General features: G+C 65.3%; 18 protein-coding genes. 9 read left to right on the top strand and 9 right to left on the bottom strand.

Translation table 11 applies throughout. The annotated features are described in order from the left end of the window. Positions 1-362: 362 nt before the first annotated feature. Entirely contained in the window at positions 363-1,817 is a 1,455-nt protein-coding gene (locus tag ACVIN2_RS10500; protein WP_456765561.1) for a cell wall hydrolase, read from the top strand. 162 nt (positions 1,818-1,979) lie between these two features. Here ACVIN2_RS10500 and nadC read toward each other — a convergent pair whose 3' ends face one another. Genes nadC through nadA form a run of 3 tightly spaced genes read right to left on the bottom strand, consistent with a single transcriptional unit; the run spans position 1,980 to position 5,587 of the window. Beyond that, complete coding sequence (gene nadC / locus ACVIN2_RS10495) at positions 1,980-2,858, bottom strand: carboxylating nicotinate-nucleotide diphosphorylase (RefSeq protein ID WP_456765560.1); 879 nt, start codon at positions 2,856-2,858, stop codon at positions 1,980-1,982. An 11-nt stretch (positions 2,859-2,869) separates the two neighbouring features. After that, entirely contained in the window at positions 2,870-4,471 is a 1,602-nt protein-coding gene (locus ACVIN2_RS10490; protein WP_456765559.1) for an L-aspartate oxidase, read from the bottom strand. A gap of 9 nt (positions 4,472-4,480) precedes the next feature. Then, positions 4,481-5,587, bottom strand: a complete 1,107-nt coding sequence (gene nadA, locus ACVIN2_RS10485; protein WP_456765558.1) for a quinolinate synthase NadA — start codon at positions 5,585-5,587, stop codon at positions 4,481-4,483. Between the two features lie 330 nt (positions 5,588-5,917). Between nadA and ACVIN2_RS10480 the strand changes: the two genes are divergently transcribed. The 8 genes from ACVIN2_RS10480 to ACVIN2_RS10445 all read left to right on the top strand — a co-directional run bounded on the left by ACVIN2_RS10480 (position 5,918) and on the right by ACVIN2_RS10445 (position 17,895). Then, the gene (locus ACVIN2_RS10480) at positions 5,918-7,171 is read left to right on the top strand and encodes an MFS transporter (protein ID WP_456765557.1); all 1,254 of its coding nucleotides are present in this window, start codon (positions 5,918-5,920) and stop codon (positions 7,169-7,171) included. 40 nt (positions 7,172-7,211) lie between these two features. Continuing rightward, positions 7,212-8,198 (top strand): acrylyl-CoA reductase (NADPH), encoded by a 987-nt coding sequence (gene acuI / locus ACVIN2_RS10475; protein ID WP_456765556.1) that lies wholly within the window; start codon positions 7,212-7,214, stop codon positions 8,196-8,198. 112 nt (positions 8,199-8,310) lie between these two features. Continuing rightward, positions 8,311-8,910, top strand: coding sequence for a hypothetical protein (locus ACVIN2_RS10470; RefSeq protein ID WP_456765555.1), 600 nt, complete (start codon positions 8,311-8,313; stop codon positions 8,908-8,910). A gap of 162 nt (positions 8,911-9,072) precedes the next feature. Beyond that, entirely contained in the window at positions 9,073-9,324 is a 252-nt protein-coding gene (locus ACVIN2_RS10465; protein WP_247298960.1) for a DUF6894 family protein, read from the top strand. A gap of 207 nt (positions 9,325-9,531) precedes the next feature. Further along, the gene (locus tag ACVIN2_RS10460; RefSeq protein ID WP_456765554.1) at positions 9,532-11,265 is read left to right on the top strand and encodes a methyl-accepting chemotaxis protein; all 1,734 of its coding nucleotides are present in this window, start codon (positions 9,532-9,534) and stop codon (positions 11,263-11,265) included. A 327-nt stretch (positions 11,266-11,592) separates the two neighbouring features. Further along, positions 11,593-13,749: a methyl-accepting chemotaxis protein gene (locus ACVIN2_RS10455; RefSeq protein WP_456765553.1), complete on the top strand. Its 2,157-nt coding sequence runs from the start codon at positions 11,593-11,595 to the stop codon at positions 13,747-13,749. A gap of 198 nt (positions 13,750-13,947) precedes the next feature. Beyond that, a complete protein-coding gene (locus ACVIN2_RS10450) occupies positions 13,948-15,918 on the top strand; it encodes a methyl-accepting chemotaxis protein (protein WP_456765552.1) in 1,971 nt (656 codons plus the stop codon). A 288-nt stretch (positions 15,919-16,206) separates the two neighbouring features. Continuing rightward, positions 16,207-17,895 (top strand): methyl-accepting chemotaxis protein, encoded by a 1,689-nt coding sequence (locus ACVIN2_RS10445; RefSeq protein ID WP_456765551.1) that lies wholly within the window; start codon positions 16,207-16,209, stop codon positions 17,893-17,895. A 3-nt stretch (positions 17,896-17,898) separates the two neighbouring features. On the opposite strand, the gene ACVIN2_RS10440 is transcribed toward ACVIN2_RS10445, so the two are convergent. The 6 genes from ACVIN2_RS10440 to ygfZ all read right to left on the bottom strand — a co-directional run bounded on the left by ACVIN2_RS10440 (position 17,899) and on the right by ygfZ (position 24,601). Further along, on the bottom strand, positions 17,899-20,607 hold the full coding sequence (locus ACVIN2_RS10440; protein ID WP_456765550.1) for a DUF2339 domain-containing protein: 2,709 nt from the start codon (positions 20,605-20,607) through the stop codon (positions 17,899-17,901). Between the two features lie 49 nt (positions 20,608-20,656). Then, positions 20,657-21,625, bottom strand: a complete 969-nt coding sequence (locus ACVIN2_RS10435) for an NUDIX hydrolase (RefSeq protein ID WP_456765549.1) — start codon at positions 21,623-21,625, stop codon at positions 20,657-20,659. A 221-nt stretch (positions 21,626-21,846) separates the two neighbouring features. Further along, positions 21,847-22,353 carry a tyrosine phosphatase family protein gene (locus ACVIN2_RS10430; protein ID WP_027568633.1) on the bottom strand — a complete coding sequence of 169 codons (507 nt, stop codon included), beginning with the start codon at positions 22,351-22,353 and terminating at the stop codon, positions 21,847-21,849. 132 nt (positions 22,354-22,485) lie between these two features. Next, the gene (locus ACVIN2_RS10425; protein ID WP_456765548.1) at positions 22,486-23,100 is read right to left on the bottom strand and encodes a YfbR-like 5'-deoxynucleotidase; all 615 of its coding nucleotides are present in this window, start codon (positions 23,098-23,100) and stop codon (positions 22,486-22,488) included. Continuing rightward, positions 23,097-23,723 (bottom strand): DNA-3-methyladenine glycosylase I, encoded by a 627-nt coding sequence (locus ACVIN2_RS10420; RefSeq protein ID WP_456765547.1) that lies wholly within the window; start codon positions 23,721-23,723, stop codon positions 23,097-23,099. Before ACVIN2_RS10420 ends, ACVIN2_RS10425 begins: the two co-directional genes overlap by 4 nt. Beyond that, positions 23,720-24,601, bottom strand: a complete 882-nt coding sequence (ygfZ, locus tag ACVIN2_RS10415; protein ID WP_456765546.1) for a CAF17-like 4Fe-4S cluster assembly/insertion protein YgfZ — start codon at positions 24,599-24,601, stop codon at positions 23,720-23,722. Before ygfZ ends, ACVIN2_RS10420 begins: the two co-directional genes overlap by 4 nt. Between the last annotated feature and the right edge of the window lie 79 nt (positions 24,602-24,680).

Here is a 24,680-nt window from a genome sequence, read left to right as displayed (position 1 = left end):
CGTCATTGCGAGCGCAGCGAAGCAACCCAGAATCTTACCCCGGCGGCAGTCTGGATTGCTTCGCTGCGCTCGCAATGACGCGTTTGCAACACCGGGAACTCATCGCGCGTCTCGTAATGACACGTGCGCGCAAGAGTTCCTTCACCATTCGCGTTGACCGATTGTTTACCTCGTCGCGTGAGAGCGCGTTTACCAACGTGCATCATCACCCCGTGAAAACACCTGCGATTGCTTGCGTGTGCCGCCTGCGCAACGCCGATTAACGCCCCGGCAACCTAAATTAGATACTCACGATAAAGATCGAATTGCACGGATGTACTGCGGCTCGATTTTTCTAGCGTAAGCGTAGCGTGAGCGTATCGATGTTTTTGTTGCGTACCCATCCGAAGGGCGCGCGGTTCGCGTCCTTCGGCATCGGTCTCTGCATCTTCGCATTGATGCCGAGAGAGACCGGCTATCAGGACATTGCCTCGCTGCTGGCGCGCCAACCCGGCGTCGCGGAGCGTTGGCAGAAGCAGGTGTTCTCTGCTGCGTCCTCCATACAGCTCGCCACTTACAGTTTTTCCCGGCCGATCGGCACTTCGGCTCCGCAGAGCGCGATGGTTCGCCTCGCGAGCCTCGACGGCCGCGACGTCACCGGCGCGATCAGCCGCAACCCGGCGCTTCAGGCGCCGCCGCGCTACCAGGCCGCCGATTTTCCCAAAGTCGATCGCTCCATGAAGGGTGATCGGCTCGCAACGGTCACACCGACGCAGGCTCCCGAAGCGGGCGCGCCAACGGCAGCGCCGACGCAGGAAGATCCCGCGACGTCGAACAGCTCGGTGTTCGGCGCCAAGACGGTCGCGCTGCCACCGGCGATGTCGCCGGAGTCCGCGGCCGCGCTCGATCCCGAACTCGCGGAAGCGCTGCGCGCACCGCCGCTGCCGCAATACACCAATGCGCCACAAGCCAGCGACGCTGCGCGTTCGCTCGCGCTCCAACCGCTCGAAGCCCTGAAGCAGGCCACCATTCCGGCCGCACCGCCGCGCGATCCGTTCCGCGTCAAGACCTCGAACCTGTTCTTCGGCAGTTCCTCACTCGGTGGCAATGTCGAGAGCATCGAGAGCTGGCAACCCGGCGCGGAGCCGCTGATTGTGATGCCCGACCCCGACATGAAGGTGACGGCCTCGCTGTCGCCGCCGTCGGAGGATATTGCGAAGGATATCGAAAGCGGCGAGAGCGTCGCGCCGAAGGGTGAGGTCAACGTCGACAACCAGCGCGCCAGATCGCCGGCGGAACGGCTCGCGCTCGACGACAAGTCGCGCGCGAAGTCCGAAAAATGCCTCGCGGAAGCCGTCTATTTCGAGTCCCGCGGCGAAGCCGTGCGCGGTCAGATGGCGGTTGCGCAGGTGGTGATGAACCGCGTGTTCTCCGGCAAATATCCGGACACGGTGTGCGGCGCCGTCTATCAGAACAAGCACCGCCATCTCGCCTGCCAGTTCACCTTCGCCTGCGACAACAATGCCGACGTGATCCGCGAGCCCGAGATGTGGGAGCGTGCGAAAAAGATCTCGAAGGCCATGCTCGACGGCCAGATCTGGCTACCCGAGGTCGGCAAGTCCACGCACTACCACGCCTATTGGGTACGCCCGTCCTGGGTCGCCGAGATGAAGAAGATGTACAAGACCGGCGTCCACACCTTCTATCGCCCGCGCGCCTGGGGCGACGGCAGCGAGGAACCGAGCTGGGGGACGCCAGCGCAGACCGCAGCGCTCTCCGCCGAGCTCACCCAGGAAGCCAAGAGCTCCGCCGAGATGGGCGCGACCGAGCGAAGGTAGGCGTTCTTCACCTCGCCCCGCTTGCGGGGAGAGGTCAGATTGCATCGAAGATGCAATCTGGGTGAGGGGGACTCTCCACGAGTCCAACTCTCACCTTCCCTGTGGAGGCTCCCCCTCACCCCAACCCTCTCCCCGCAAGCGGGGCGAGGGAGAAGACCGGCCTCACATCTCGATATCCAGCGCGCAGTCGAAATTCGGCGCCGAATGCGTCAGCGCGCCGGCTGAAGCGTAGTCGACGCCGGTCGCCGCGATGGCCGCGATCGAATCCAGGGTGACGCCGCCGGATGCCTCCAGCTTGAGACGTCCCTCGTTAAGCCTGACGGCTTCGCGCAGCGTCGCAATGTCCATGTTGTCGAGCAGCACGGCGTCGGCAAGGTCGGTGTCGAGCACCTCGCGCAACTGCGCCAGCGTGTCGACCTCGATCTCGATCTTGACGAGATGGCCGGCATGGGCGCGGGCGCGCTCCAGCACGGGCCGGATGCCGCCGGCGACCGCGATGTGGTTGTCCTTGATCAGAATCGCGTCATCGAGCCCGAAGCGGTGATTGAAGCCCCCGCCGCAACGTACCGCGTATTTCTCCAACGCCCGTAATCCCGGCGTGGTTTTTCGCGTGCAGCAGATCCGCATCCGGGTGCCCTCGGTGCGCGCAACATAGTCCGCCGTGAGCGTCGCAACGCCTGACAGGCGGCCGACGAAATTCAGCGCGGTCCGCTCCGCCGTGAGGATGGCGCGTGCCGGCCCCGAGATCGTCAGCACCTGCTGCCCGCGGGCGGCGCGCGCGGCGTCGCGAACATGTGCGCGTACCTCGATGTCGGGCGAAAGCCTTTGCAAGGTGGCGAGCGCCAGCGGCAAACCGGCGATCACGCCCGATTGTCGTGCGACCAGGATCGCTTGCGCCTTCGTTGCCTCGGGGATCGTCGCAAGCGAGGTGATGTCGCCGGCGCGGCCGAGATCCTCATCGAGCGCGCGCAGCACGGCCTCGTCGATCGCGAGCGGGGAGAGGAAGGCGTCGGGATAGAGCAGAGAAGTCGGGGTGATCATGGCAGACTCCATCAGGCGGTCATGGGTTGCGCGGTGCGCGGTGTCGGGCGTTCGGTCAGGCCATCTGCGATCTCGCGCACTGCTGCGAGAGTCGTCATCGTGCGTTGCGCGAGTGCGGGAAAGTCCGCGGAATGGTCGGAGCGGAAATGCGCGCCGCGGCTCTCGCACCGGTTCCAGGCCGACGCCGCCACGAGCAGGGCTGCCGTTGCCATGTTGCGGACGGCGATGCTCGCGGCTTCGCGTTCGAGCGCGGCGAAGCCGCGAACCGCGTCTGCAAGCCCGTCACCGTCGCGGATCACGCCGACATGCGCGCTCATCAGCGTTCGCAGCCGCTTCACGGCCGCAGCATCCGGCGCGCCGTTCCGCGGTGTCGTCAACTCCGCCAGTCGTGTGGGCGAGGGAATGGTGCGGCCGGCGATGTCGTCGGCGATGCGCGCGGCGTAGACCACGGCCTCCAGCAGCGAATTCGACGCAAGCCGGTTCGCGCCGTGCGCGCCGGTGGACGACACTTCGCCGCCGGCCCAGAGCCCTTCGATCGAGCTGCGGCCGCGATGGTCGACCGCGATGCCGCCCATGTGATAGTGCGCCGCCGGTGCGATCGGGATGACCTGCGCGGCGGGGTCGATCCCAGCGGCGATGCAGCTTGCATGGACGGTCGGGAATCTGTCGGCAAAACGTCCACCCAGCGCCTGCCGCGCATCGAGGAAGGCGCCGCGCCCGGCGGAGATCTCCGCGAACACGCCGCGGGCCACGATGTCGCGCGGTGCGAGCTCGGCGAGCGGATGGCGCGCCGCCATGAAGCGCTCGCCACGGCCGTTGATCAGCGCCGCGCCTTCGCCGCGCAAGGCTTCCGTGGCGAGCGGCGCGGGATCGCGGCCGACCATGATGGCGGTCGGGTGAAATTGCACGAACTCGGGATCTGCGATGAGCGCGCCCGCGCGTGCGGCAATCGCGAGGCCGGATCCGCTGGCCTCGCGCGGATTGGTGGTGACGGCATAGAGATGGCCGATGCCACCCGTGGCCAGCACCACCGTCCGCGCGGCGAGCAGGATCGGCCGTGCGGCGAAATTGTCGGCTTCGCGCAACTGAAGACCGGTGACAGCGCCGTCCTCGGTCAACAGCGCCTCGGCGACGAATCCTTCGATCAGTCGGATCGAAGGCGTGCGCCGCACGGCATCGCTCAGGGCCGCGATGATGGCGGCGCCCGCGCCGTCGCCACGCACATGCACGATACGCCGCGCCGAGTGTGCGGCTTCGCGCCCGACTGCGAGCCTGCCTTCGAGATCGCGGTCGAACGGCACGCCATAGGCGAGAAGGTCGTGAATCCGCGGTGCTGCCTCGCGCGCGATCCCGAGTGCGACCGCCTGATCGACGATGCCGCCGCCGACAGCGATCGTATCCGCGGCGTGCGCTTCCGGCGTATCGCCTTCAGCCATGGCCGCGGCAATGCCGCCTTGCGCCCATGCGGACGACGCGCCCTGTCCGAGCGGCGCGGCCGAGATCAATGTCACGGGCCGCGGCGCGAGCTTGAGCGCGCAGAACAATCCGGCAAGGCCGCCGCCGACGATGACGACGTCGTCGGAGCGGGTGAGCGTGTTGATGTTGTTTGTCATGGCTTTATCTCAATTCTTTAAATTGATCATCCGTTCGACCGAGCGCCTTGCGCGGTCCGCAAGTGCGGGATCGATCGTCACTTCCTCGCGAAGCTTCAGCAGGCTCTCCAGAATGTTGGCGAGTGTGATGCGCTTCATGTGCGGGCAGATATTGCAGGGACGCAGCATCTCGACATCGGGCAGCTCGGCGCGGACATTGTCGGCCATCGAGCATTCCGTGATCATCACCAGCCGACGCGGCCGCCGCTCGCGCACCCAGTTAATCATGTGCGCGGTCGAGCCGGTGAAGTCGGCCTCGGCCAGCACGTCCGGCGGGCATTCGGGATGGGCGATGATCTGTACGGAGGGATCGGCCTCGCGATAGCTGCGCAGCTCGGCACCAGTGAAGCGCTCGTGCACCTCGCAGGCGCCCTTCCAGGCAATGATCTTCACGTCGGTCTTCGAGGCCACGTAAGTGGCGAGATAGCGGTCGGGCAGGAAGATCACGCTGGGCGCTCTGAGGCTCTCGACCACCTGCACCGCGTTCGACGAGGTGCAGCAGATGTCGACCTCCGCCTTCACCTCCGCGGAGGTGTTGACATAGGCAACGACAGGCACGCCGGGAAATCTGTCGCGGAGCAGGCGGACGTCGGCGCCGGTGATGCTGGCAGCGAGCGAGCAGCCGGCGCGCGTATCAGGAATCAGCACCGTCTTGTCTGGATTGAGCAGTTTCGACGTTTCCGCCATGAAGTGCACGCCGCACTGGACGATGATGCCGGCCTTCACCCTGGTGGCTTCGACCGCGAGCTGGAGCGAATCACCGCCGATGTCGGCGACGCAGTGGAAGATCTCCGGCGCCTGGTAATTGTGCGCGAGGATCACCGCGCCCCGGGCCTGCTTCAGCTCGTTGATCGCCTTGATCGTCGGGGCCATCAGCGGCCATTCGATCGGCGGGATGACGTGTTTCACGCGCTCGTAAAGCGGTGCGGTGGCTCGCTCGACCTCCGGCGTCCATTCCAGCGAAGGCATCGGCAGCGCAGGTCCGGTTCGCGCCTGCTCGGTCCGTACCGGGATGATGAGCTGGCTTTGGGGCCGGCTGGCAAAGTCGTCGGGGCCGTAAATTCCAGTTAGCGGCATCGAAGCCTCCCGTGCATGTCATTTATACTCAGTTTGAGCATATAAAGGGCCTGAGAAATCCGGCCGACAGGCCGGGGATCCATCAGATATGCTCGATATGAGCAAATAAGAAATAGCACGTCCTGTTTGAAGCCGCCAGATCTCGCCGCACACATTTCCGTCAAGTCGGGCACTCGGCGCGTCGACCGAGGCCGCGAGGAAATGCAATGCTCTCGCGCCAGCTCTTCGCGAAACGCAATCGTTTTTGACTTGGGGTTTTCATGCAGATGCATTAAACGAGCTCGCTCGCGGCTGCCATTTGCGAATCCGCGACGACGCACGAGGAACAGCATGTCGACACAGATGGGCGAGCTCGGTTCGGTCTCCCGTTCCTCCTCCTGGCGCACGCCGGCGATCATCATTCTGTGCGGCTGCGCGATCGGGATGCTCGGCTTCGGCCCGCGCTCGGCGCTGGGCTTCTTCGTGCAGCCGATGAGTCGTGAATATGCCTGGGGCCGCGACGTGTTCGGCCTCGCGATCGCGTTTCAGAATTTGCTGTGGGGACTGGGCCAGCCGGTCGCCGGCGCGGTCGCCGATCGCTTCGGCCTGTTCCGGGTGATGTGCGTCGGCGCTCTGCTCTATGCCGGCGGCTTGCTCCTGATGCGCTATTCCTCGACGCCGTTGTCACTCAACATCGGCGCTGGCGTCATGGTCGGCTTCGGTCTCGCCGGCTGCTCGTTCAATCTGGTGCTGTCGGCCTTTACCAAGCTCTTGCCGGCCGAGAAGCGCGGCCTTGCGCTCGGCGCCGGCACTGCGGCGGGATCGTTCGGGCAGTTCCTGTTCGCACCCATCGGTGTGGCCCTGATCGACAATTTCGGCTGGCAACAGGCGCTCACCGTGTTCGGCTTCCTGATGCTGCTGATCGTGCCGCTGGCGCTGGCGCTCTCGACGCCGCCGGTCGCGAGCACGGCAAACGCGGCGCCTGCGGACCAGCAGACCTTCACTAAAGCGCTCGCGGAAGCCTTCGGCCATCGCTCCTACGTGCTGCTTGTCCTCGGCTTCTTCACCTGCGGCTTCCAGCTTGCCTTCATCACGGTGCATCTGCCGGCCTTCCTGGTCGACAGCGGCATCTCCACGCAAATCGGTGGCTGGGTGATCGCGGCGATCGGCCTGTTCAACATCATGGGATCGCTCAGCGTCGGTTATCTCCAGAACTCACTGCCCAAGCGCTACATACTCTCGACCATCTATTTCACCCGCGCGCTTGCGACGCTTGCCTTCATCTCGTTCCCGATCACGCCGTTCTCGGCGATTGCGTTCGGCGCGGTCTCCGGCCTGACCTGGCTGTCGACCGTGCCGCCGACCTCGGCGTTGGTCGCGATCATGTTCGGCACGCGCTGGTTCGCCACCCTCTATGGCTTCGCCTTCGTCAGCCATCAGGTCGGCGGCTTCCTCGGCGTCTGGCTCGGCGGCATCGTGTTCGAGCGGTTCGGTTCCTACACGCCGATCTGGTGGCTTTCGATCCTGTTCGGCGTGCTGTCGGCGCTGATCAATCTTCCGATCGTGGAGAAACCAGTCCAGCGGGCGGTTGCGCAGCCTGCCTGATCGGCTAAACATCCCCTGAAACAAGTCAGGGAGTTTTGCTGTGGCGACGTTCAAGGCGATCCGGATCGATAAGGCCGACAAGGGCACCACCGCGCAGCTCACGCAGTTCGACGAAGCCGAGCTGATGGAGGGCGACGTCACCGTCCGCGTGGAATGGTCGACCTTGAACTACAAGGACGGCCTCGCGCTCACCGGCAAGGCGCCGGTGGTGCGCCGTTTCCCGATGATTGCCGGCATCGATTTCGCCGGCACGGTCGAGCAGTCCTCGCATCCGCAATGGAAGGCGGGCGACAAGGTCGTCTGCACCGGCTGGGGCATGGGCGAGACCCATCTCGGCGCCTATGCCGAGAAGGCACGGGTGAAAGGCGACTGGCTGGTCGCTCTTCCGCAGGGCCTGTCGGCGCGCGACGCCATGGCGATCGGCACCGCCGGCTTCACCGCGATGCTGTCCGTGCTGGCGCTGGAGAAGCACGGAGTGTCGCCGAACAGCGGTCCGGTCGTGGTGACGGGCGCGGCGGGCGGTGTCGGCTCGGTTGCGACCGCCGTGCTCTCGAAGCTCGGCTATCACGTCATCGCCTCCACCGGCCGTGCGTCCGAAGCCGACTATCTGAAGGAGATCGGCGCGACCGAGGTGATTGACCGCAACGAATTGTCGGCGGCCGCCAAGCCGATTGCGAGGGAGCGCTGGGCGGGGGGCGTCGATAGTGTCGGCTCGACCACGCTCGCAAACCTGCTGTCGATGACGAAGTACGGCGGCGCGATCGCGGCGTGCGGCTTGGCCGCCGGCATGGACCTGCCGTCTTCCGTCGCACCCTTCATTTTGCGCGGGGTGTGCCTTCTCGGCATCGATTCCGTGATGTGTCCGATCGAGCCGCGGAAAGCCGCCTGGCAGCGCCTGGCGTCCGATCTGGATCGGACAAAACTAGCTGAAATCACTCACGAAATTTCGCTTTCCGAAGTTCCGGAGTGGGGCGCGAAAATCCTGGCCGGCCAGGTCCGCGGTCGCACCGTTGTAAAAATTGTCTAACGGCGTTCAGACTTTACCAACCATGCTGCTTCAATGTCGCCATGGTTAGTATGGTAAGCAGCGGGTAAAGAGATAAGGCATAGCCCGCTGCGGGGTTGGTTCGGAGTTGAGCATGCTTGCGCGTATTGTGTTGGGGGCGGTCACGGCGGTAGCGACGTTTGCGCCGGCCATTGCTGGAAGCATGAACGCCGATGAGGCGCGCCGCTTCGTCGCCGGGAAGGTGTTTGCTTTCACCTGCTTTGACGGCACCCGCGGGGCTGGCCGCATCATGGACGACCTCGGCGCCGCCGGCGCCGTGCAGTTCTCGGGTGCAGGTCCGGTGAAACATCTCCGCCTGCCCGGCAACACGCTTCAGATCCGCGGCCAGAACGTCTGCGCCTCCATCAAGGGCATTCCGTTCGAGCCCTGTTTCAACCTTGAAAAGACCGACGATCGCAGTTTCCGCGGCTCGGTATCGGGGATGGGCTTCGCCTATTGCGACTTCCATCACCAGGGCGGCAACCAGATGCTGATGGCGCGCGCCGTAGCGCGGCCGCGCTCGCTGCGCACCTCGGAACACACGGGTTCGGTCGGCACGCCCAACACCGAAGTCGCCGCGCGTGTCGAGAGCCCGCGCGTCGAGAGTAGCCGGCTCGAGCCGGTGAAGCCGCAAGTCAAATCGGAGCCCGCCAGGGACGACGCCCCGCTGGAGCTGCGCCGCTCCACCCAGTAATTGGTGCGCGGGACAGTCTGCGCACTTTGTCGTTGAGAGCTGCCATCAGACACGAAGCCGCCGCGCCGTAGTCATACGGACGGCGGCTTTCATGCGTTGGTAGCTGTTCGCACCCCAGTTTGCGTACGGCCGGGGGGCGCGGCCCGATAAAAGGGTTCAACGATGTCGCTGTACTTCTTCCGTATCAGCACGGGCCGCTATTCCGGTGCTGCCGACCAGCCATATGAGTTCGAGGACCGCGCCGCGGCCTGGACCGAGATGACCGAAGTCTGTGCCAATTTGCTCGGCGGCATCTCGCGCGGCCTGAAACAGAACGCCGAATGGCGCATGGAGCTGCTCGACGAGAACAAGGAGCCGGTGTTCCGGATCAGCTTGATCGGCGAGAGCCAGAAGGCCCTTGGTCGCACTGGTTAGAAATCGGGCATCCTACCGCCGCGTGTGGTTAACCTGTTAAGCGCGCGGACCGTGCCGTTTTTAAAGGGATTTTTGGCGAGTCCGGTAGTTGTCCGGGGGCTGTCGTTAACCGGATAACCACACCTGAAGCTCAGTTTTTAGGCAAGGGCGATCAACGCCGAGGGCGGCCGACAATGACTTGGCCGCGCAATCCCGGGAAACGCCCTCATGTCGAGACTCATCCAGAATCTGCAAATCGGTACCAAGCTCGCGCTCGCTTCGGTGTTCGGCGTTGTTCTCGTCGGCGCCATGATCGCGAGCCAGGTCATCGGCAACAACACCGTGCGTCATTCCAACCAAGGCGCGCTTGCGCAGCAGGAATTGGTGCGCGAGGCCACCGAAGCCAAGCTTGGGATACGCGGCATGCAGCTCGCCGTACGGGACATGCGTCTCGCCAACAATCAGGGTGACTTGCAAAAGGCGAGCGAGACTCTGCTGGAGCGGTCGAAAGCGCTGAACGGCGTCGTCGATTCCATGCTCAGATTGGCGCACTCACCGGAAAATCGCGCGCGGATGGAGAAGCTCAAGTCTACGTCCGCCGATTACCTGAAGGGCGCGCAGCAGAACGCCTCTGTTCGCAGCGAGGCCATTGCCGTTGCGGCCACGGACCCGGTCCGCGCCGCCAAGATTTCCGAGGAAGGCGCGCGCCACATCCGTGAGGTGACGCTGCCGCTCGCTACGCAGCTGGATAATTTGACCAGCGAGATTGCCGATTTCGCCAAGCACAAAGGCGACGAAGAAATCGCGGCCGCGGCACAGGAGATGGCCGCGAGCGAGCGTCTCGGCATGGTGGTCGGCGCGTGCGCCGTGCTCGTTCTCATTGGTTCGTGGCTGATGTCCTTCCTGACCATCGCGCGGCCGATCCGCGCGCTCACGGTTGCCATGGACAAGCTCGCTGGTGGTGACTTCTCTGTTGTCCTGCCGGGTCTCGGCCGCAAGGACGAGGTCGGCGGCGTCGCTGCGGCTGTCGAGAAATTCAAGGTCGTATCGGAGCAGAAGGCGCGCGGGGAAGCGGAAGCCAAGATGCGGCAGGACCAGGTGGCGGCCGAGCAGCGCAAGGCCGATATGCGCAGGCTTGCCGATAGTTTCGAAGGCGCCGTCGGCGAGATCGTCGATACCGTCTCCTCGGCCGCGACGGAGCTCGAGGCTTCGGCCTCGACGTTGACTTCGACGGCGGAGCGGGCACAGGAACTGACGATAGTTGTGGCTGCGGCCTCCGAGGAGGCGTCGACGAACGTGCAGTCGGTTGCCTCCGCGACCGAAGAGCTGTCGTCCTCGATCACCGAGATCAGCCGCCAGGTGCAGGAATCGGCGCGGGTCGCGAGCGAGGCGGTGACCCAGGCCCGAACCACGACCGACCGTGTCGGCGAATTGTCCAAGGCGGCGGCTCGCATTGGCGACGTGGTCGAGCTGATCAACACCATCGCCGGCCAGACCAACCTGCTGGCGCTCAATGCCACCATCGAGGCCGCGCGCGCCGGCGAGGCCGGCCGCGGCTTTGCCGTCGTCGCCTCCGAAGTCAAGGCGCTTGCCGAGCAGACTGCGAAGGCGACCGGCGAGATCGGCCAGCAGATTTCCGGCATTCAGGCCGCGACGCAGGACTCGGTCAGCGCGATCAGCGCCATCAGCAACACCATCGAAAAGCTGTCCGAGATATCATCCACGATCGCTGCGGCCGTCGAAGAGCAGGGCGCGGCGACGCAGGAGATCTCGCGCAACGTGCAGCAGGCGGCGGAAGGTACCCATCAAGTGTCGTCCAACATCACCGACGTGCAGCGCGGTGCGGGCGAAACTGGATCGGCATCCTCGCAAGTGCTGGCAGCCGCGCAGTCGCTGTCCGGCGACAGCAACCGCCTCAAGCTCGAGGTCGGCAAGTTCCTCGATTCCGTGCGCGCCGCCTAAGAACCTCGTTCCAGACAGTTCGGAAGACGCCCTGCCTCCTTAGGCGGGGCGTTTTTGCATCCGATCGTCGCCGCGAACGTCTCGCGCATGCCTTCGGCGAACGTCGGCTGCAAAAGTAAACAGTGGCGACCTCAAGCTGAAATTTACAACTTGCTCGCGAAATTATCTCTTCCATTTCAATTATTTGGGCTGAAATCCCAGTATTTCTCCGGGCCCTCCCGTTAACCAGAATGCGAAGCTCGAGGACTAGATTCTCCGGCAAGGGCGATCAACGTCCATGCAGCCGGCAAGGACTTGGCTGCGTGTTTCCTTTGGGGGAAACGTAGCATGTTGAGCCCTGCTCATTATCAGCAGGTCCGAACTCAGGCCGCCAGCGCGTGGAGTCGGCTTGGACATGTTCGGATCGGCACGATCTTGCCAATCATCATCTCTGTCTTGGTCTTGCTGGGGTTGGCCTCGGCTGGATTCATCGCCTATGAGGCCATCCTCAAGCGGCGAGAGTCCGAGGCATTCCTGAAGGTCAATGCAGTTGCCCATCTGCTGCTGCGCAGCGCAGGACATTGGGCGATCGAACGCGGGCTGACCAACGCCGTGCTGAAGTCTCCTGATGTCGTCAGCGCCGAGCGCCGCGCCGAAATCGCAAAGGCGCGCGCGACGGCCGACGAGGCCTATCGCCAAGCCATCCTCGATATCAGCGCGATTCCCGAAATGACAGCGGGGCAAAGACAAATTGCGGACGCCGCGGCGAAATTCGAGGCGCTGCGTCTCTTGCGTGAGAAGGCCGATGCGGGAATGTCGCGCCCGCGCGTCCAACGCGAGCCTGACCTCGTCGATGGCTTCGTTCCAACGATTACGGAGGTGATCGACGTCGCGAGCAACCGCTTGCGGCTGACGCTCGAAACGCTCACCAGCCCGCCCGTGGCAAGGCTGGCGCAGCTCATCGGCTTGCGACATCTGACAGCTCAGATGGCCGAGAATGCCGGAAGGGAGCGGGCCCTGCTGGCCGGGGTCGTCGGTGCGCGCGCGAAGCTCGGGATGGAGGGGTATGAGCGCCTTTCGGCGCTGCGAGCCAAGGTCGAACTCGCATGGGACACGGTATTGCCGGTGCGGCTGCGCTCCGACCTCGCCGCGCAGATCGGCGAGGCGATGACGGAGGTCGAAAAGTCCTATTTTGGAGCCTACGGCGAAACGCGGGCGCTTGTGCTCGCCGGTGGCGAAGGCGGGGACTACAAGATCACGGGACCTGAGTACTTCGCGCGGGCCACTGCCGGCATCAATGCGGTGCTGAAGCTCGGTGAAGCCATTGGCGCGGCCGCTGACCGCGAAGCCACGATGCAGGCAGAAGGCAGCACTCGTAATTTCGCTTTCACGGTCGTGTTGCTCTGCGCCTCGGTGATGCTCGCTGGCCTCAGTTTCTGGATCACCTTTGGCCGGATCCTCAAGCCGCTTTCAGCCATTTCGGTTGCGATGGGTGGGCTCGCCAATGGCGACTTCACGACGGTCGTGCCAGGCACCCGCCGAGGTGACGAGGTCGGCGAGATGGCGCGGACCGTTGAAGTCTTCAAGCAAAACGGCCTCGAAGTCGAACGCATGCGCGGCGATCACGCTGCGGCCGAGCGGCGGGCAGCCGAGCAGCGCAAGGCGGAGATGCGGAAGCTGGCCGACGGCTTCGAAGCCGCGATCGGGGAGATCGTCGATACCGTGTCCTCGGCAGCGACCGAGCTCGAAGCCTCGGCGTCGACGCTCACATCGACCGCCGAGCGCGGACAGCAGCTCACGACCATGGTTGCTGCGGCCTCCGAGGAGGCGTCCACCAACGTGCAGGCGGTGGCGTCGGCGACCGAGGAGCTGTCGTCTTCTATCACCGAGATCAGCAGGCAGGTGCAGGAATCGGCCCGCGTGGCCAACGAAGCTGTCGGCCAGGCGCGTGTCACCACCGAGCGTGTCAGCGAATTGTCCAGGGCGGCGACGCGGATCGGCGACGTGGTCGAGCTGATCAACACCATCGCAGGTCAGACCAATCTCCTGGCGCTCAACGCGACCATCGAGGCCGCGCGCGCCGGCGAAGCCGGTCGCGGCTTTGCGGTCGTCGCCTCCGAGGTCAAGGCACTCGCCGAACAGACCGCGAAGGCCACCGGCGAGATCGGGCAGCAGATCGCCAGCATCCAGACCGCGACCGAGCATTCGGTCGGCGCAATCAAGGACATCAGCGGCACTATCGAGAAGCTCTCGGAGATTTCCTCCACCATCGCGGCTGCCGTGGAAGAGCAGGGCGCGGCGACACAGGAAATCTCCCGCAACGTGCAGCAGGCGGCGGAAGGCACCCATCAGGTCTCGGCCAACATCACCGACGTGCAGCGCGGCGCGAGCGAGACCGGCTCGGCGTCGTCGCAGGTGCTGGCGGCGGCCCAGTCGCTCTCCGGAGACAGCAACCGCCTCAAGCTCGAGGTCGGCAACTTCCTCGATACCGTGCGCGCAGCGTGACGCGGCCGCCGTCATCAACGACTGCAACCGCCGCGCGAAGACGCGCGGTGGCTCGCATGCGTTCGCAGCTGGATGCCGCGGTGCGAAGAGCCGCACGGTTAACCTTCCGGAAAACCGATTCAGTCATGATCTCCGCAATATTCCGGGTGCCGAGTCGCCCTCCTTGCATTGCGTATCCATCGTATTGGAGCACATCCCATGAGTGGCCCTTCCATTCGCCTCACCCATAAGGTCATGGCGATCGGACTGTTCGGATTGTTGGGTCTCGTCGCCTTCGGCGCGATCTATGAGATCGGCAGTCTCTCCCAGGACGCCTCGCGCGACGTTGCCAACCGGGCTCGCGCGATTGCGGATCTCGACAAGCAGCTCTCGATCGAGATGCTGGAGGCGCGCCGCAACGAGAAGAATTTTCAGCAGCGCCGCAACGAGAGCTACGCCAAGGCCCACGCGGAGTTGATCGGGCCGATCAACCGCGATTTCGAAGAAATCGAGCGTCTGATGGCGGCCGGCGGCATGAGCGCGCTGTCCGACCGGATGAAGCAGGCCCAGGACGACTTCAAGCGATACGCCTCGGACTTCGGCAAATTGGTGGCCGCGGAGACCCGGCTCGGCCTGAACGAGACGCTGGGCCTATCCGGCTCGCTCCGCGCCGCGGTGCACGACATCGAAGCCAAGCTCAAGGAGATCGACGATCCCAGGTCCACGAGCTGGATGCTGATGATGCGCCGGCATGAGAAGGACTTCATGCTGCGGCGCGATCCAAAATACATCGCCGAGATGAAGAAGGCCGCAGCCGAATTCTCCAAGGCGATAGAGGTCGTCGCAGTCCCCACGGCCGTGATGAACGACATCACAGCCAAGCTGCAGAAATACCAGTCCGAGTTCGCGTCCTGGGTTGAGACCGCGCAGCAAACTGCGGCCCTCGACGCCAGCATGATGAAAACCTTCCGTGGGTTGGAACCGGGCATGATCGAGGTGCGCAACACAGTCGAAGACCTCTACAGGAAAGCCGAAGCTGCAGAGGCTGCGACCCGCGATTCCGTGCGGCTGTGGATGGCCGTCGCCTTCGGCGTCACCGTCCTCGTGCTCGCCGCGGTCGGATTCCTTCTGGGACGTTCGATTTCGAAAGCGCTTGCAGGCATGGTCGGCGCGATGACGCGGCTAGCGCGCGGCGAGCTTTCGATTTCCGTTCCCGGCGTCGGGCGCAGAGACGAGATCGGCGAGATGGCCGGCGCCGTCGAGGTGTTCAGGACCAATATGGCGGAAGCCGAGCGGCTGCGCACCGAGCAGATCGAAGCCGATGCGCGCGGGCGCCAGCAGCGCAAGGCCGACATGCACCGGCTCGCCGATAATTTCGAAGGCGCGGTCGGCGAGATCATCGATACTGTTTCGTCGGCTGCAACCGAGCTCGAGGCGTCCTCGAACACGCTGACGCAGGCGGCCGAGCGCGGCAACGGGCTTGCCACCGTCGTGGCGGCCGCCTCCGAAGAGGCCTCCGCGAACGTGCAGTCGGTGTCTTCAGCGAGCGAGGAAATGACCTCCTCGATCTCCGAGATCAGCCGTCAGGTGCAGGAATCGGCGCGTGTTGCCGATGTCGCCGTCGAGCAGGCCCAGCGCACCAATGCGCGCGTCGCCGAGCTGACCAAGGCCGCCTCCCGCATTGGCGACGTGGTCGAGCTGATCAACACCATCGCCAGCCAGACCAATTTGCTGGCGCTCAACGCGACGATCGAGGCGGCGCGGGCGGGCGAAGCCGGCAAGGGCTTTGCCGTGGTCGCGACCGAAGTGAAGGCGCTCGCCGAGCAGACTGCGAAAGCGACCGGCGAGATCAGCCAGCACATCGGTGCGATCCAGAACGCAACGCAAGACTCAGCCGGGGCGATCAAGGAGATCGGCGACACCATCGCGCGGATGTCGGAGATCTCGTCGACCATCGCGGCCGCGGTCGAGGAGCAGGGCGCCGCCACCCAGGAGATCTCCCGCAACATCCAGCACGCCGCGAATGGCACCTCCGAAGTCTCAGCGAATATCGGCCACGTCCAGCGCGGCGCAGGCGAAACCGGAGCTGCCTCGGCGCAGGTGCATTCGGCTGCGCAATCCCTTTCGCAGGAGAGCAACCGGCTGAAGAGCGAGGTCGCGCGCTTCCTGGAATCGGTCCGGGCGGCGTGACAGCCGCTGCCGCGTTGGTCGCATGTTGCGGCGCAAGCGGACAGGCTGCGCGTGGCAGCATGAGGTGGCTGCGAGCTGCAACAGATGGTTGCAGGAGAAATAGCGACTCTTGGAAGTGTCCCGTAATTTTACGTAGGTCCCTGTTAACGCCTGCTTGCGACTATGTGTGCAATCTCTCGGGATAAGAACCAGCCAGCATTGTTGAACTGACCTCCGTCTCGCCATCTTCGTGGCGATTTGCGGCGCAGGTGGTTTGCGCGTTGCCAGGTAACATCGGGATTTGTCGTGATGTCGAAATTGTCCATCGTCTTCAAGCTTCTGGCAGTGCTGTCGGTCCTCGTTCTTTCGCTCGCCGGAGTCGGCGTGACGGCGATCGGCACCATGCAGAACATCAATTCCCATACGGTCGAGATCGCGGAGAGCTGGCTGCCCAGCGTGCGCGCGCTCGGCTCGCTTCGCGCCGACATCAACGAGCTGCGCGTCGCGCTGCGCCTGCATCTGATGCAGGACACCGTCGAGGGCAAGGACGCCGCCGAGAAGCGCCTCGCCTCGCTCCGGGCGCGCATCGACCAGACGCGTAAGGTCTATGAGCCGCTGATCACCTCCGCCGAAGAGCGCTCGCTCTATGGGCAATGGAGCACGGCGTGGGCCGAGTATCTGAACGGCGTGCAGGACGTGATGGCCCTGTCGCGCAAGGGCGTGGGACGTTTCCCGGCCGACGCCAACGAGTTGTTGCAGACCAAGGTCGCAAAGATGGCCCAGGCCGCCGATCCCCTGCTCCAGAAGGGCATCGAGATGAACAACCGCGGCGCCGAGCTGGAGACCAAGCAGGCCGCCGACAGCTACGCCATGATCTTCCGCGTGCTGGTCGGCATCATCGTGTTCTCGGTCGTGATCGCGATCGGCGCCGCCTATTATCTCGTGCGCGACGTTTCCCGTGGCATTGCCTCGATCATCCGCCCGATGCAGTCGCTCGGCGAGGGCGACCTTTCGGCCGAGGTGCCGCATCGCGGCGAGAAGACCGAGATCGGCTCGATGGCGGATGCGCTGCAGATCTTCAAGGAGGCGCTGATCGCCAAGAAAGCCGCCGACGAGGCCGCTGCGCGCGATGCCGAAGCCAAGATCGAACGCGGCCGCCGCGTCGACGCCATCACCCGCAAGTTCGAAGCCATGATCGGCGAGGTGGTCGGGACCGTGTCCTCGGCCTCGACGGAGCTCGAGGCCTCCGCCTCGACGCTGACCAACACCGCGCAGCGCGGACAGGAACTCGCGACCGTCGTCGCAGCCGCCTCCGAGGAAGCCTCGACCAACGTCCAGGCGGTGGCATCCGCTTCCGAGGAGCTGTCGTCCTCCATCACCGAGATCAGCCGCCGCGTGCAGGATTCGGCGCGGATGGCGGCGGAGGCCGTCGAGCAGGCGGCGCGGACCAACGACCGCGTCAACGCACTGTCGCAGGCGGCGTCCCGCATCGGCGATGTCGTCGAGCTCATCAACACCATCGCAGGGCAGACCAATCTGCTGGCGCTGAACGCGACCATCGAGGCCGCGCGTGCCGGTGAAGCCGGCCGCGGATTCGCCGTCGTCGCCTCCGAGGTCAAGGCGCTGGCGGAGCAGACCGCGAAGGCGACCGGTGAGATCGGGGCGCAGGTCTCGGGCATCCAGGCAGCGACGCAGGAATCAGTCAGTGCCATCCAGGAGATCGGCGGCACCATCGAGCGGCTGTCCGAGGTGGCTGCGGCCATTGCCGCCGCCGTCGAGGAGCAGGGCGCGGCCACGCAGGAAATTTCGCGTAACGTGCAGCAGGCCTCGGTCGGCACGCAGGAGGTCTCGTCGAACATCACCGACGTGCAGCGCGGTGCGATCGAGACCGGCGAGGCTTCGAACGAGGTGCTGTCGGCGGCGAAATCGCTGGCGACGGACAGCACCCGTCTCAAGGTCGAGGTCGCGCAGTTCCTGGAATCGGTTCGCGCGGCCTGATCCTCACATGCTCGTCTGCGGAGCCGGCGGCGGTGCGACCTGCCGCCGGAACAGGATACGCTGGTAGAGCCAGCCGATCGCGACCAGCACGATGCCGAGGCACATGAAGGACAGCGCGCGGTAGACGCCCGTCAGCGTCGACATGTCGATGACGAAGGCCTTCAGGATCGTCAACGCGATCACGACGGCCGATGCCAGCCGCGCCCGCTCGGAATTGACGAGAATGCCGACGCCGAGCAGCACCACGCCGAAGCCGAGCCAGCCGATCGAATAGGTATATTGCTCGGCGCCCGTGGTCGTCCCGGCGGAGAGGATCGGGCCGTGATAGAAGCGGCGGATCTCCAGCGTGACATAGGTCAGCGCGAACAGCAGTGCGCCGCCCGCAATCGTGTTGGCGTAGGCCTTGCCGCGTTCGCCGGCCACGGCATAGGACAGCAGCAGCATCAGCACGGCCGGCAGCGCGTAGCCGAGCAGCAGCAGGTTGAACACGGCGCCGCCAACGTCGGTGCGCCACAGCAGCGGGTTCTCCAGGATCAGGAGGCCGAACACGCCGACGAGCCCGGCGATTGCCGTGAGCACGACTGCGCCGACATTGTGCACGATGCTGCGGCTGCGCTGCCGCAGACGCTCCAGCCCGATCGCCATGGCGAGCATGACGCAGACCTGCAGCGCGCATTCCAGCAGCGACGGTGCGTCCGTCATGTTGCCGCCGGTCGCAAAATGGCGGATCTCCATGAAAGCGAGGAGCGCGGTGAACAGGATCGCGGCGCTCTCGACCATGCGCAGAGGGGCGTCGTCGGCGCGTCGGCGCAGGAACAGGCTCGCCGCCCAGAACGATGCCGCCGGCAGTCCGTAGCCCCACAACAGCCAGTTGAAGATCGGCGTGGTGCCGACGGCGTCGCCGACGATGCGCGGATCATAGCCGATCCGGGCGGTGACGAGGCCTGCGAAGATCGCGGCCAGCCAGCGCAGGAACGGGATCGGCCGCTGCATCGAGATCCAGGCGGTGCCGAGCGACATCAGCGCCAGTGCGATCGTGAGCCAGCCCTTCTCCAGTGCAAACGTCAGCGCCAGCGCCAACGCACCGAGCGTGCCGGTCGCGAACAAGGCCGTGGAGATCATGGCGCCCGGCCGGGTCTCGCGGCGCGCAAGGGCCTCGGTGGCAGCGCCAAAGGCGGCGGCGAGCAGCACCGCGAGGATGGCGAACGGGATCGAGCGGTCGAGATGCGCGATGCGTGCGTAGAGCGCGACCAGGATCGCGATCGGCGTCGCGACACCGGCGACCGACCACACCACCGGAATGATCGCCGAGTTCGAACGGCCCTGCGCGAGGAAGCCCGCGATGCCGAAGCCGGCGGCGAAGATCGCCGCCATCACCAGATGCAGTGTCACCGCACTGTCGATCGCCGTCGGTGCGATGCCGGCGATGGGGCCGCCCGGCAGCACCAGCATGTCGGGATTGGCGCGCACCGCCCATTCGGCGAACACGACGAAGACGGTTGCGGCCGCCGCGCCGAGTGCGCCGGTGGCCGCCGGCGCGCGCCAGGCGACAAGCAGCGTCGCGCCGACCAGCAGCGCGAAAGCGATCAGCGCCAGGTCCGCATGCGCGCTCGACAGCACGATCAGCATCGCGCCGAACAGATAGGCACCGAGCGAGCCGGACGAGACCGGTTCGATCTCGCCGTCCTCGATCGTCGGGCCGAACATGAAGCCGCAGACCACGAGAAGAGCGGCAAGAACGAAGCCTGCGATCACATGGAAAGCGTGCGGTGCGACCTGCAAGTCGCTGGTATCTAGTCCCGGAAAGATCCAGAGCACGGCGAAGGCGATGGTGGTGACTGCAAGCCAGCGCCACAGCCGGATACGGGCGAGGCCGAAGCTCGCGGCGGTGACGATCGCGAGATAAATGTAGAGCGCCCAATAGTCCGGCTTGTCGCTGGAGACGAGGATCGGCGTCACGAACGCGCCGACCACGCCGAGGCCCGCGAGCGCGGGCCCGTGCAAGAGCGCCGCGGCCAGCGTGCCGAGCGCGACGAGGCCGAGCAGCACGAAGGCGGTCGCTGGCACGAGGAAGCCATAGAGCGCGTAAGCCGCGTAGATGGTCGCAAACGCCACCGCCGTGCCGGCCGCGGTGAGAATCGCGGGAATGTTGGCGATCGGCAACGCGGCGATATTGGAGATGCTCTCCTTGCGGCGTGACCATTCGCCGGCCCCCAGCAGCGCCAGCGCGAATACGCCGCCAAGGAACACGCGCACGCCGGGGCCGACGAGGCCGGCCTCGATCGAATAGCGCACCATGAAGAAGCCGCCGAGCGCGAGCGCAAGGCCGCCGATCCACACCACCCAGCGAGTGCCGAGCCGTTCCTCGAAGCCGGGCGCGGGTGCGGGCAGCGGCGGCGTCGCGTCGGCCCCGGTGTTCGCTGCGAGCGGTGGCGGTGAAACATCCTCGGTGATGAGCGGGGGCGGCGCTTCGGGCACCACTTCGGCTTGGGGCACAAGCGACGGCGGCGCTGCGGAAGTCGTCGCGGACGCTTCAGCCCACACATCTGCCGGGATCCGCGGCGGCTGCACGGGCCGTTGCGCGTGGAACGTCTCTTCGAGCGAGCTCAGCCGTCGTCGCAGCTCAGACGCCTGGCTGGAGGCCTTGATCGCGATGATGAAAGCGATGACCGCAATGATCAGCGCGAAGACGTCGAACGGACCGTCAGACATAAAGCCTCCAGGCAATCGGCGGGCAGGGGCCGATCACACATATATCGGGTTAGCGCCGGGAGCGTACGCGCAAGCCCGGCGCGGGCCGCTCCTGGAGCACCTCGCGACGGAAGCGGTAGAGCGCCGCCGGACGTCCGCCCGTCTGTGTCGACATCACCCCGGTCGGTTCGACCAGGGCTTCCATTTCGACCAGGCGGCGGAAATTTTGTTTGTGCAGGTGTCGGCCGGAGATCGCCTCCACCGTATACTGCAATTCGGTGAGTGTGAACTCGGCGGGCAAAAGTTCAAAGACCACAGGACGATACTTCAGTTTGGCACGCAGTCGCGCGACCGCTGTCGCAAGAATCCGGCGGTGGTCGAAGCGCATGGATGTGCCGAGCGCGGGCAGGGCCTTGCGCGCTAATGCCGCAGGACGGCCGTCGCGCCGCGCTTCCTCGACCAGCCCAGCCTCGTACAGGAGCTCGTAGCGGTCGAGCACGCGCTCCTCGTCCCAGGACGCGCCGTCCAGACCGAAATAGAACCGCACCCGATCCTTGCGGGGCAATGCGCGCGTCGTTTCGGGCGTCTCCTCTTCGGCCCACTCGGTCAATGCCGGGATGATGTCGCGCGCGACGATCGCGGGCGGGCCCTCGCGCCGGTCCTCCCAAGGCAGGAAGCGATACCATGGCGCGAAGCTCGCACTCGTGGCTGCCAGTTCGCCGCCGATGGCGCGCGTCAGTGCGAGATAGCCGATCGACACCATGTGCGCGCCGGTGTCGCCGGCCTCGGCATGCCGGCCGCGATCGCCGAACGTGTAGAGCTGTTCGACATAGCCGAGCCGCAGCCCCGTCTGTTCCTCGACCCAGGCCCGCAGGCCGATCTCGAAAGTGCGATGGCTCGGCGCATCGAACGGGCCGAACGGCAGGCCCGCCAGTCCGTCACTGTCGCGCGCGGTGAGGATCAGCGGCTCGTGATCCTCGATCGCGACGATCGCGGCAGTCAGGCCGATCTCGATCGGCGTCAGCAGCTTTTCGCTCATGCGACGGCGGTCGCGTGAGTGATGAGATAGGTATGCCAATTGATTGAGCCGGTCTCGCCGCGGGCTCGCTGTAATCTCTCCCGCTTGCGGGAGAGGTCGGCGCGCAGCGCCGGCGTGAGAGCTTTCTCCTCTAGGGGACTGTCCCGATGCGGAGATACCCTCTCCCCACCCCTCTCCCGCAAGCGGGAGAGGGAGCGCACCTGTGCTGTGGTGCGCAACTGTCATTCGAGCTCGATCACGAAGGGGCGGCCCTCGACCATCATCGCGCCCGGGCCCATCTCGTCGAGTGCGCGCAGCATGCGGCCGTTGCGCCCCAGCGCACGGTCGGCAAGACCGACGATGCGGCGGTTCGGCGAGGCGATCGGGGAAGCTGCCCGGATCTTCTTCGCGATCTCGGTCTCGTCGCGATCCGGATTGAGTGCGCACACGGCGGCAAAGGCGCTCGCGGTGGAGCGGCTGATGCCGGCATAGCAATGCACCACCAGCGGCGCGTCGCGGTCCCAGCCGCGCACGAAATTCAGCACCTGCTCGATATGCGTTTCCGATGGCGCGACGAAGCCGTCCATCTCCTCGGTGATGTCGTCCATCGACACCTTGAGATGGTTGGCCGGCAGCACCGACACCGGCCGCGCCACCTGCTCGACATTGGCCATCACGGTCAGCACGTGGCTGGCCTTGGTGAGGCGGACGGTTTCGGGAAGGGCGGCGAGGGAACAGACGTGGATCATGGCGGACCTTTTTCCGCACATTATAGCGAGCGTTGGCGGGGTGGGCAAAGCGAAGCGTACCCACCACTTTCGTCTCATTGCGCAAAATCAGTTGGGGGCGGCGCAAGGGCCCCAATGCCCGCCCTGCAGGACCTACGCAAACACGGCGCCAAACCGCTCCAGAAACTGCTTCTCGGCCCGGGCAGCCGTCCAGGGGGTGAGATAGTCGCGCCGGACGCTGTCGGAGAGGCCGGGATCCTTGCCGAACAGGCGCTTGGCCTCGCTCTCGCTGAAGCCGGCCAGCGTCGTCGCCTCCAGATAGGCCGCGCCGCGATCGGCGGCCTTGATCGCCAGCGTGATCTCCTCCGGCAGTACCGGCGGCAGGCCAAAGCGGATGTGGATGGCGCCGAGCAGGCGTTTCTCGACCGCCTTGTAATGACCATCGAGCACCGCCTTGAACGGCGAGATCATGTCGCCGATCACGTATTCGGGTGCGTCATGCAGCATCGCCGCAAGCCGCATGCGCTGATCCACGCGCGGGTTCTCGTGCCGCATCACGGTTTCGACCAGCAGCGTGTGCTGCGCGACCGAGAAGATGTGCGCGCCAATGGTCTGGCCGTTCCAGCGGGCGACACGCGCCAGCCCATGCGCGACGTCGGCGATCTCGATGTCGAGCGGGGAGGGATCGAGCAAATCGAGCCGCCGGCCCGACAGCATACGTTGCCAGGCGCGGGTGTCGGCGCCGCGTTCCGTCTTCTTCGCGCTCATTTGGCCTTGAGGCGCGGCTTGCGCTGCGACTTGCCGCAGCTCGCGTGACAATGGCAGTCGACGAGATGATCGTTGACCATGCCGGTCGCCTCCATGAAGGCATACACGATCGTCGGGCCGACGAATTTGAAGCCGCGCGCGGACAGCTCCTTGGAGATCTGCATGGAGAGCGGCGTCGAGGCCGGTACGCTCGCGGTGGTCTTGAAATGATTGACCTTGGGCCTTCCGTCCATGAAGTCCCACAGGAATTTCGAGAAGCCGGGGCCCTTCTCCATGATGTCGAGATAGGATTTCGCGCTCGATATCGCGCCGTCGATCTTGGCCTTGTTGCGGACGATGCCGGCATCGTTCATCAGCGCGTGAACTTTCTTCTCGCTGTAGCGCGCGATCTTGTCCGGCTGGAAATCGTCGAAGGCTTTGCGGAAATTGTCGCGCTTGCGCAGGATGGTGATCCAGGACAGGCCGGCTTGGAAACCGTCGAGGATCAGCTTCTCATAGAGCGCGCGGTCGTCGTATTCCGGCACGCCCCATTCCGTGTCGTGATAGGCGACGTAGAGCGGATCTTCGCCGGGCCAGGGGCAACGCGTCTTTCCGTCGGGATGCAGGCGGGGAGCACGGCTCATGCGGTGGGTTGCTTCGTTGGAATGCGCACGACGTCTGGTTCCGCAAGCCTCACAGCGAGGCCACCGGCAGTCAGCGCCTGTCCCGCGTCGAGCGCATCGGCGACGCGGTCGATGCGCACCAGCGCGATACCGTTGCCCTGCGCCGACGAGCCCATCGTGCCAACCGGCTTGTCGCCGGCGAGAATGCTGACGCCGGGCTCAGGCGAGGAGTTCTCGAGCAGCACCTTCACGCTGCGGGTGCGGGCGGTGCCGCGATGCTGCATGCGCGAGACGACCTCCTGGCCGACATAGCAGCCCTTGTCGAAATCGACACCGGCCAAACGGTCCATGTTGGTCTCGTGCGGGAACGCATCGCTGTACGTGAAATCGAGCCCGCCGCGCGGCACGCCGAGCGCGATGCGGTGGGCCTCGTATGCGGCGGCGTCGACGAGCTCGGCGCCGATCAGATCGGACAGCTTCTGTTTGAGATCTTCGGGGATCAGGATGCGGGTGCCGAGGTCTTCATTGCGCGGATCGGCGAAGGCGAGGTCGGGCTGGGCCGCGGGCTTGCCGTCCCAGGCCGCGAGCACGCCGAGATCCTCGGACAGGTTTTCCACCGTGACCTTGGCGCGCAGCTTGTAGAATTTCAGCTTGGTGGCGAGGCCATCGGCAAGCGGCTTCGGGCAATCGATCAGGAACCCGCCGCCATGGCCGTCAGGCGCTTCCGTGATCAGGAAATCCACGATGATCTTGCCCTGCGGCGTCAGCAGTGCGCCGAATCGGCCGAGGCCCGGCTTCAGCTTGTCGACATCGGTCGTGACGAGGCCATTGAGGAAGTTGCGCGCATCCTCGCCCGCGACCTTGATCACGCCCCGGTCCGGAAGAAACGCTGATTTCATACGAAAATCTCTTGCGACATGTTGCTCCGGAACGTAAGCCCGCAAGGCAAAAACGACAAGACCTCAAGCCCTGCGCTTG

The organism is Bradyrhizobium sp. USDA 3650 (assembly GCF_054057395.1).
The sequence above is the reverse complement of the archived record's forward strand: the minus strand, read 5'-3'. Positions and strand labels throughout refer to the sequence as shown.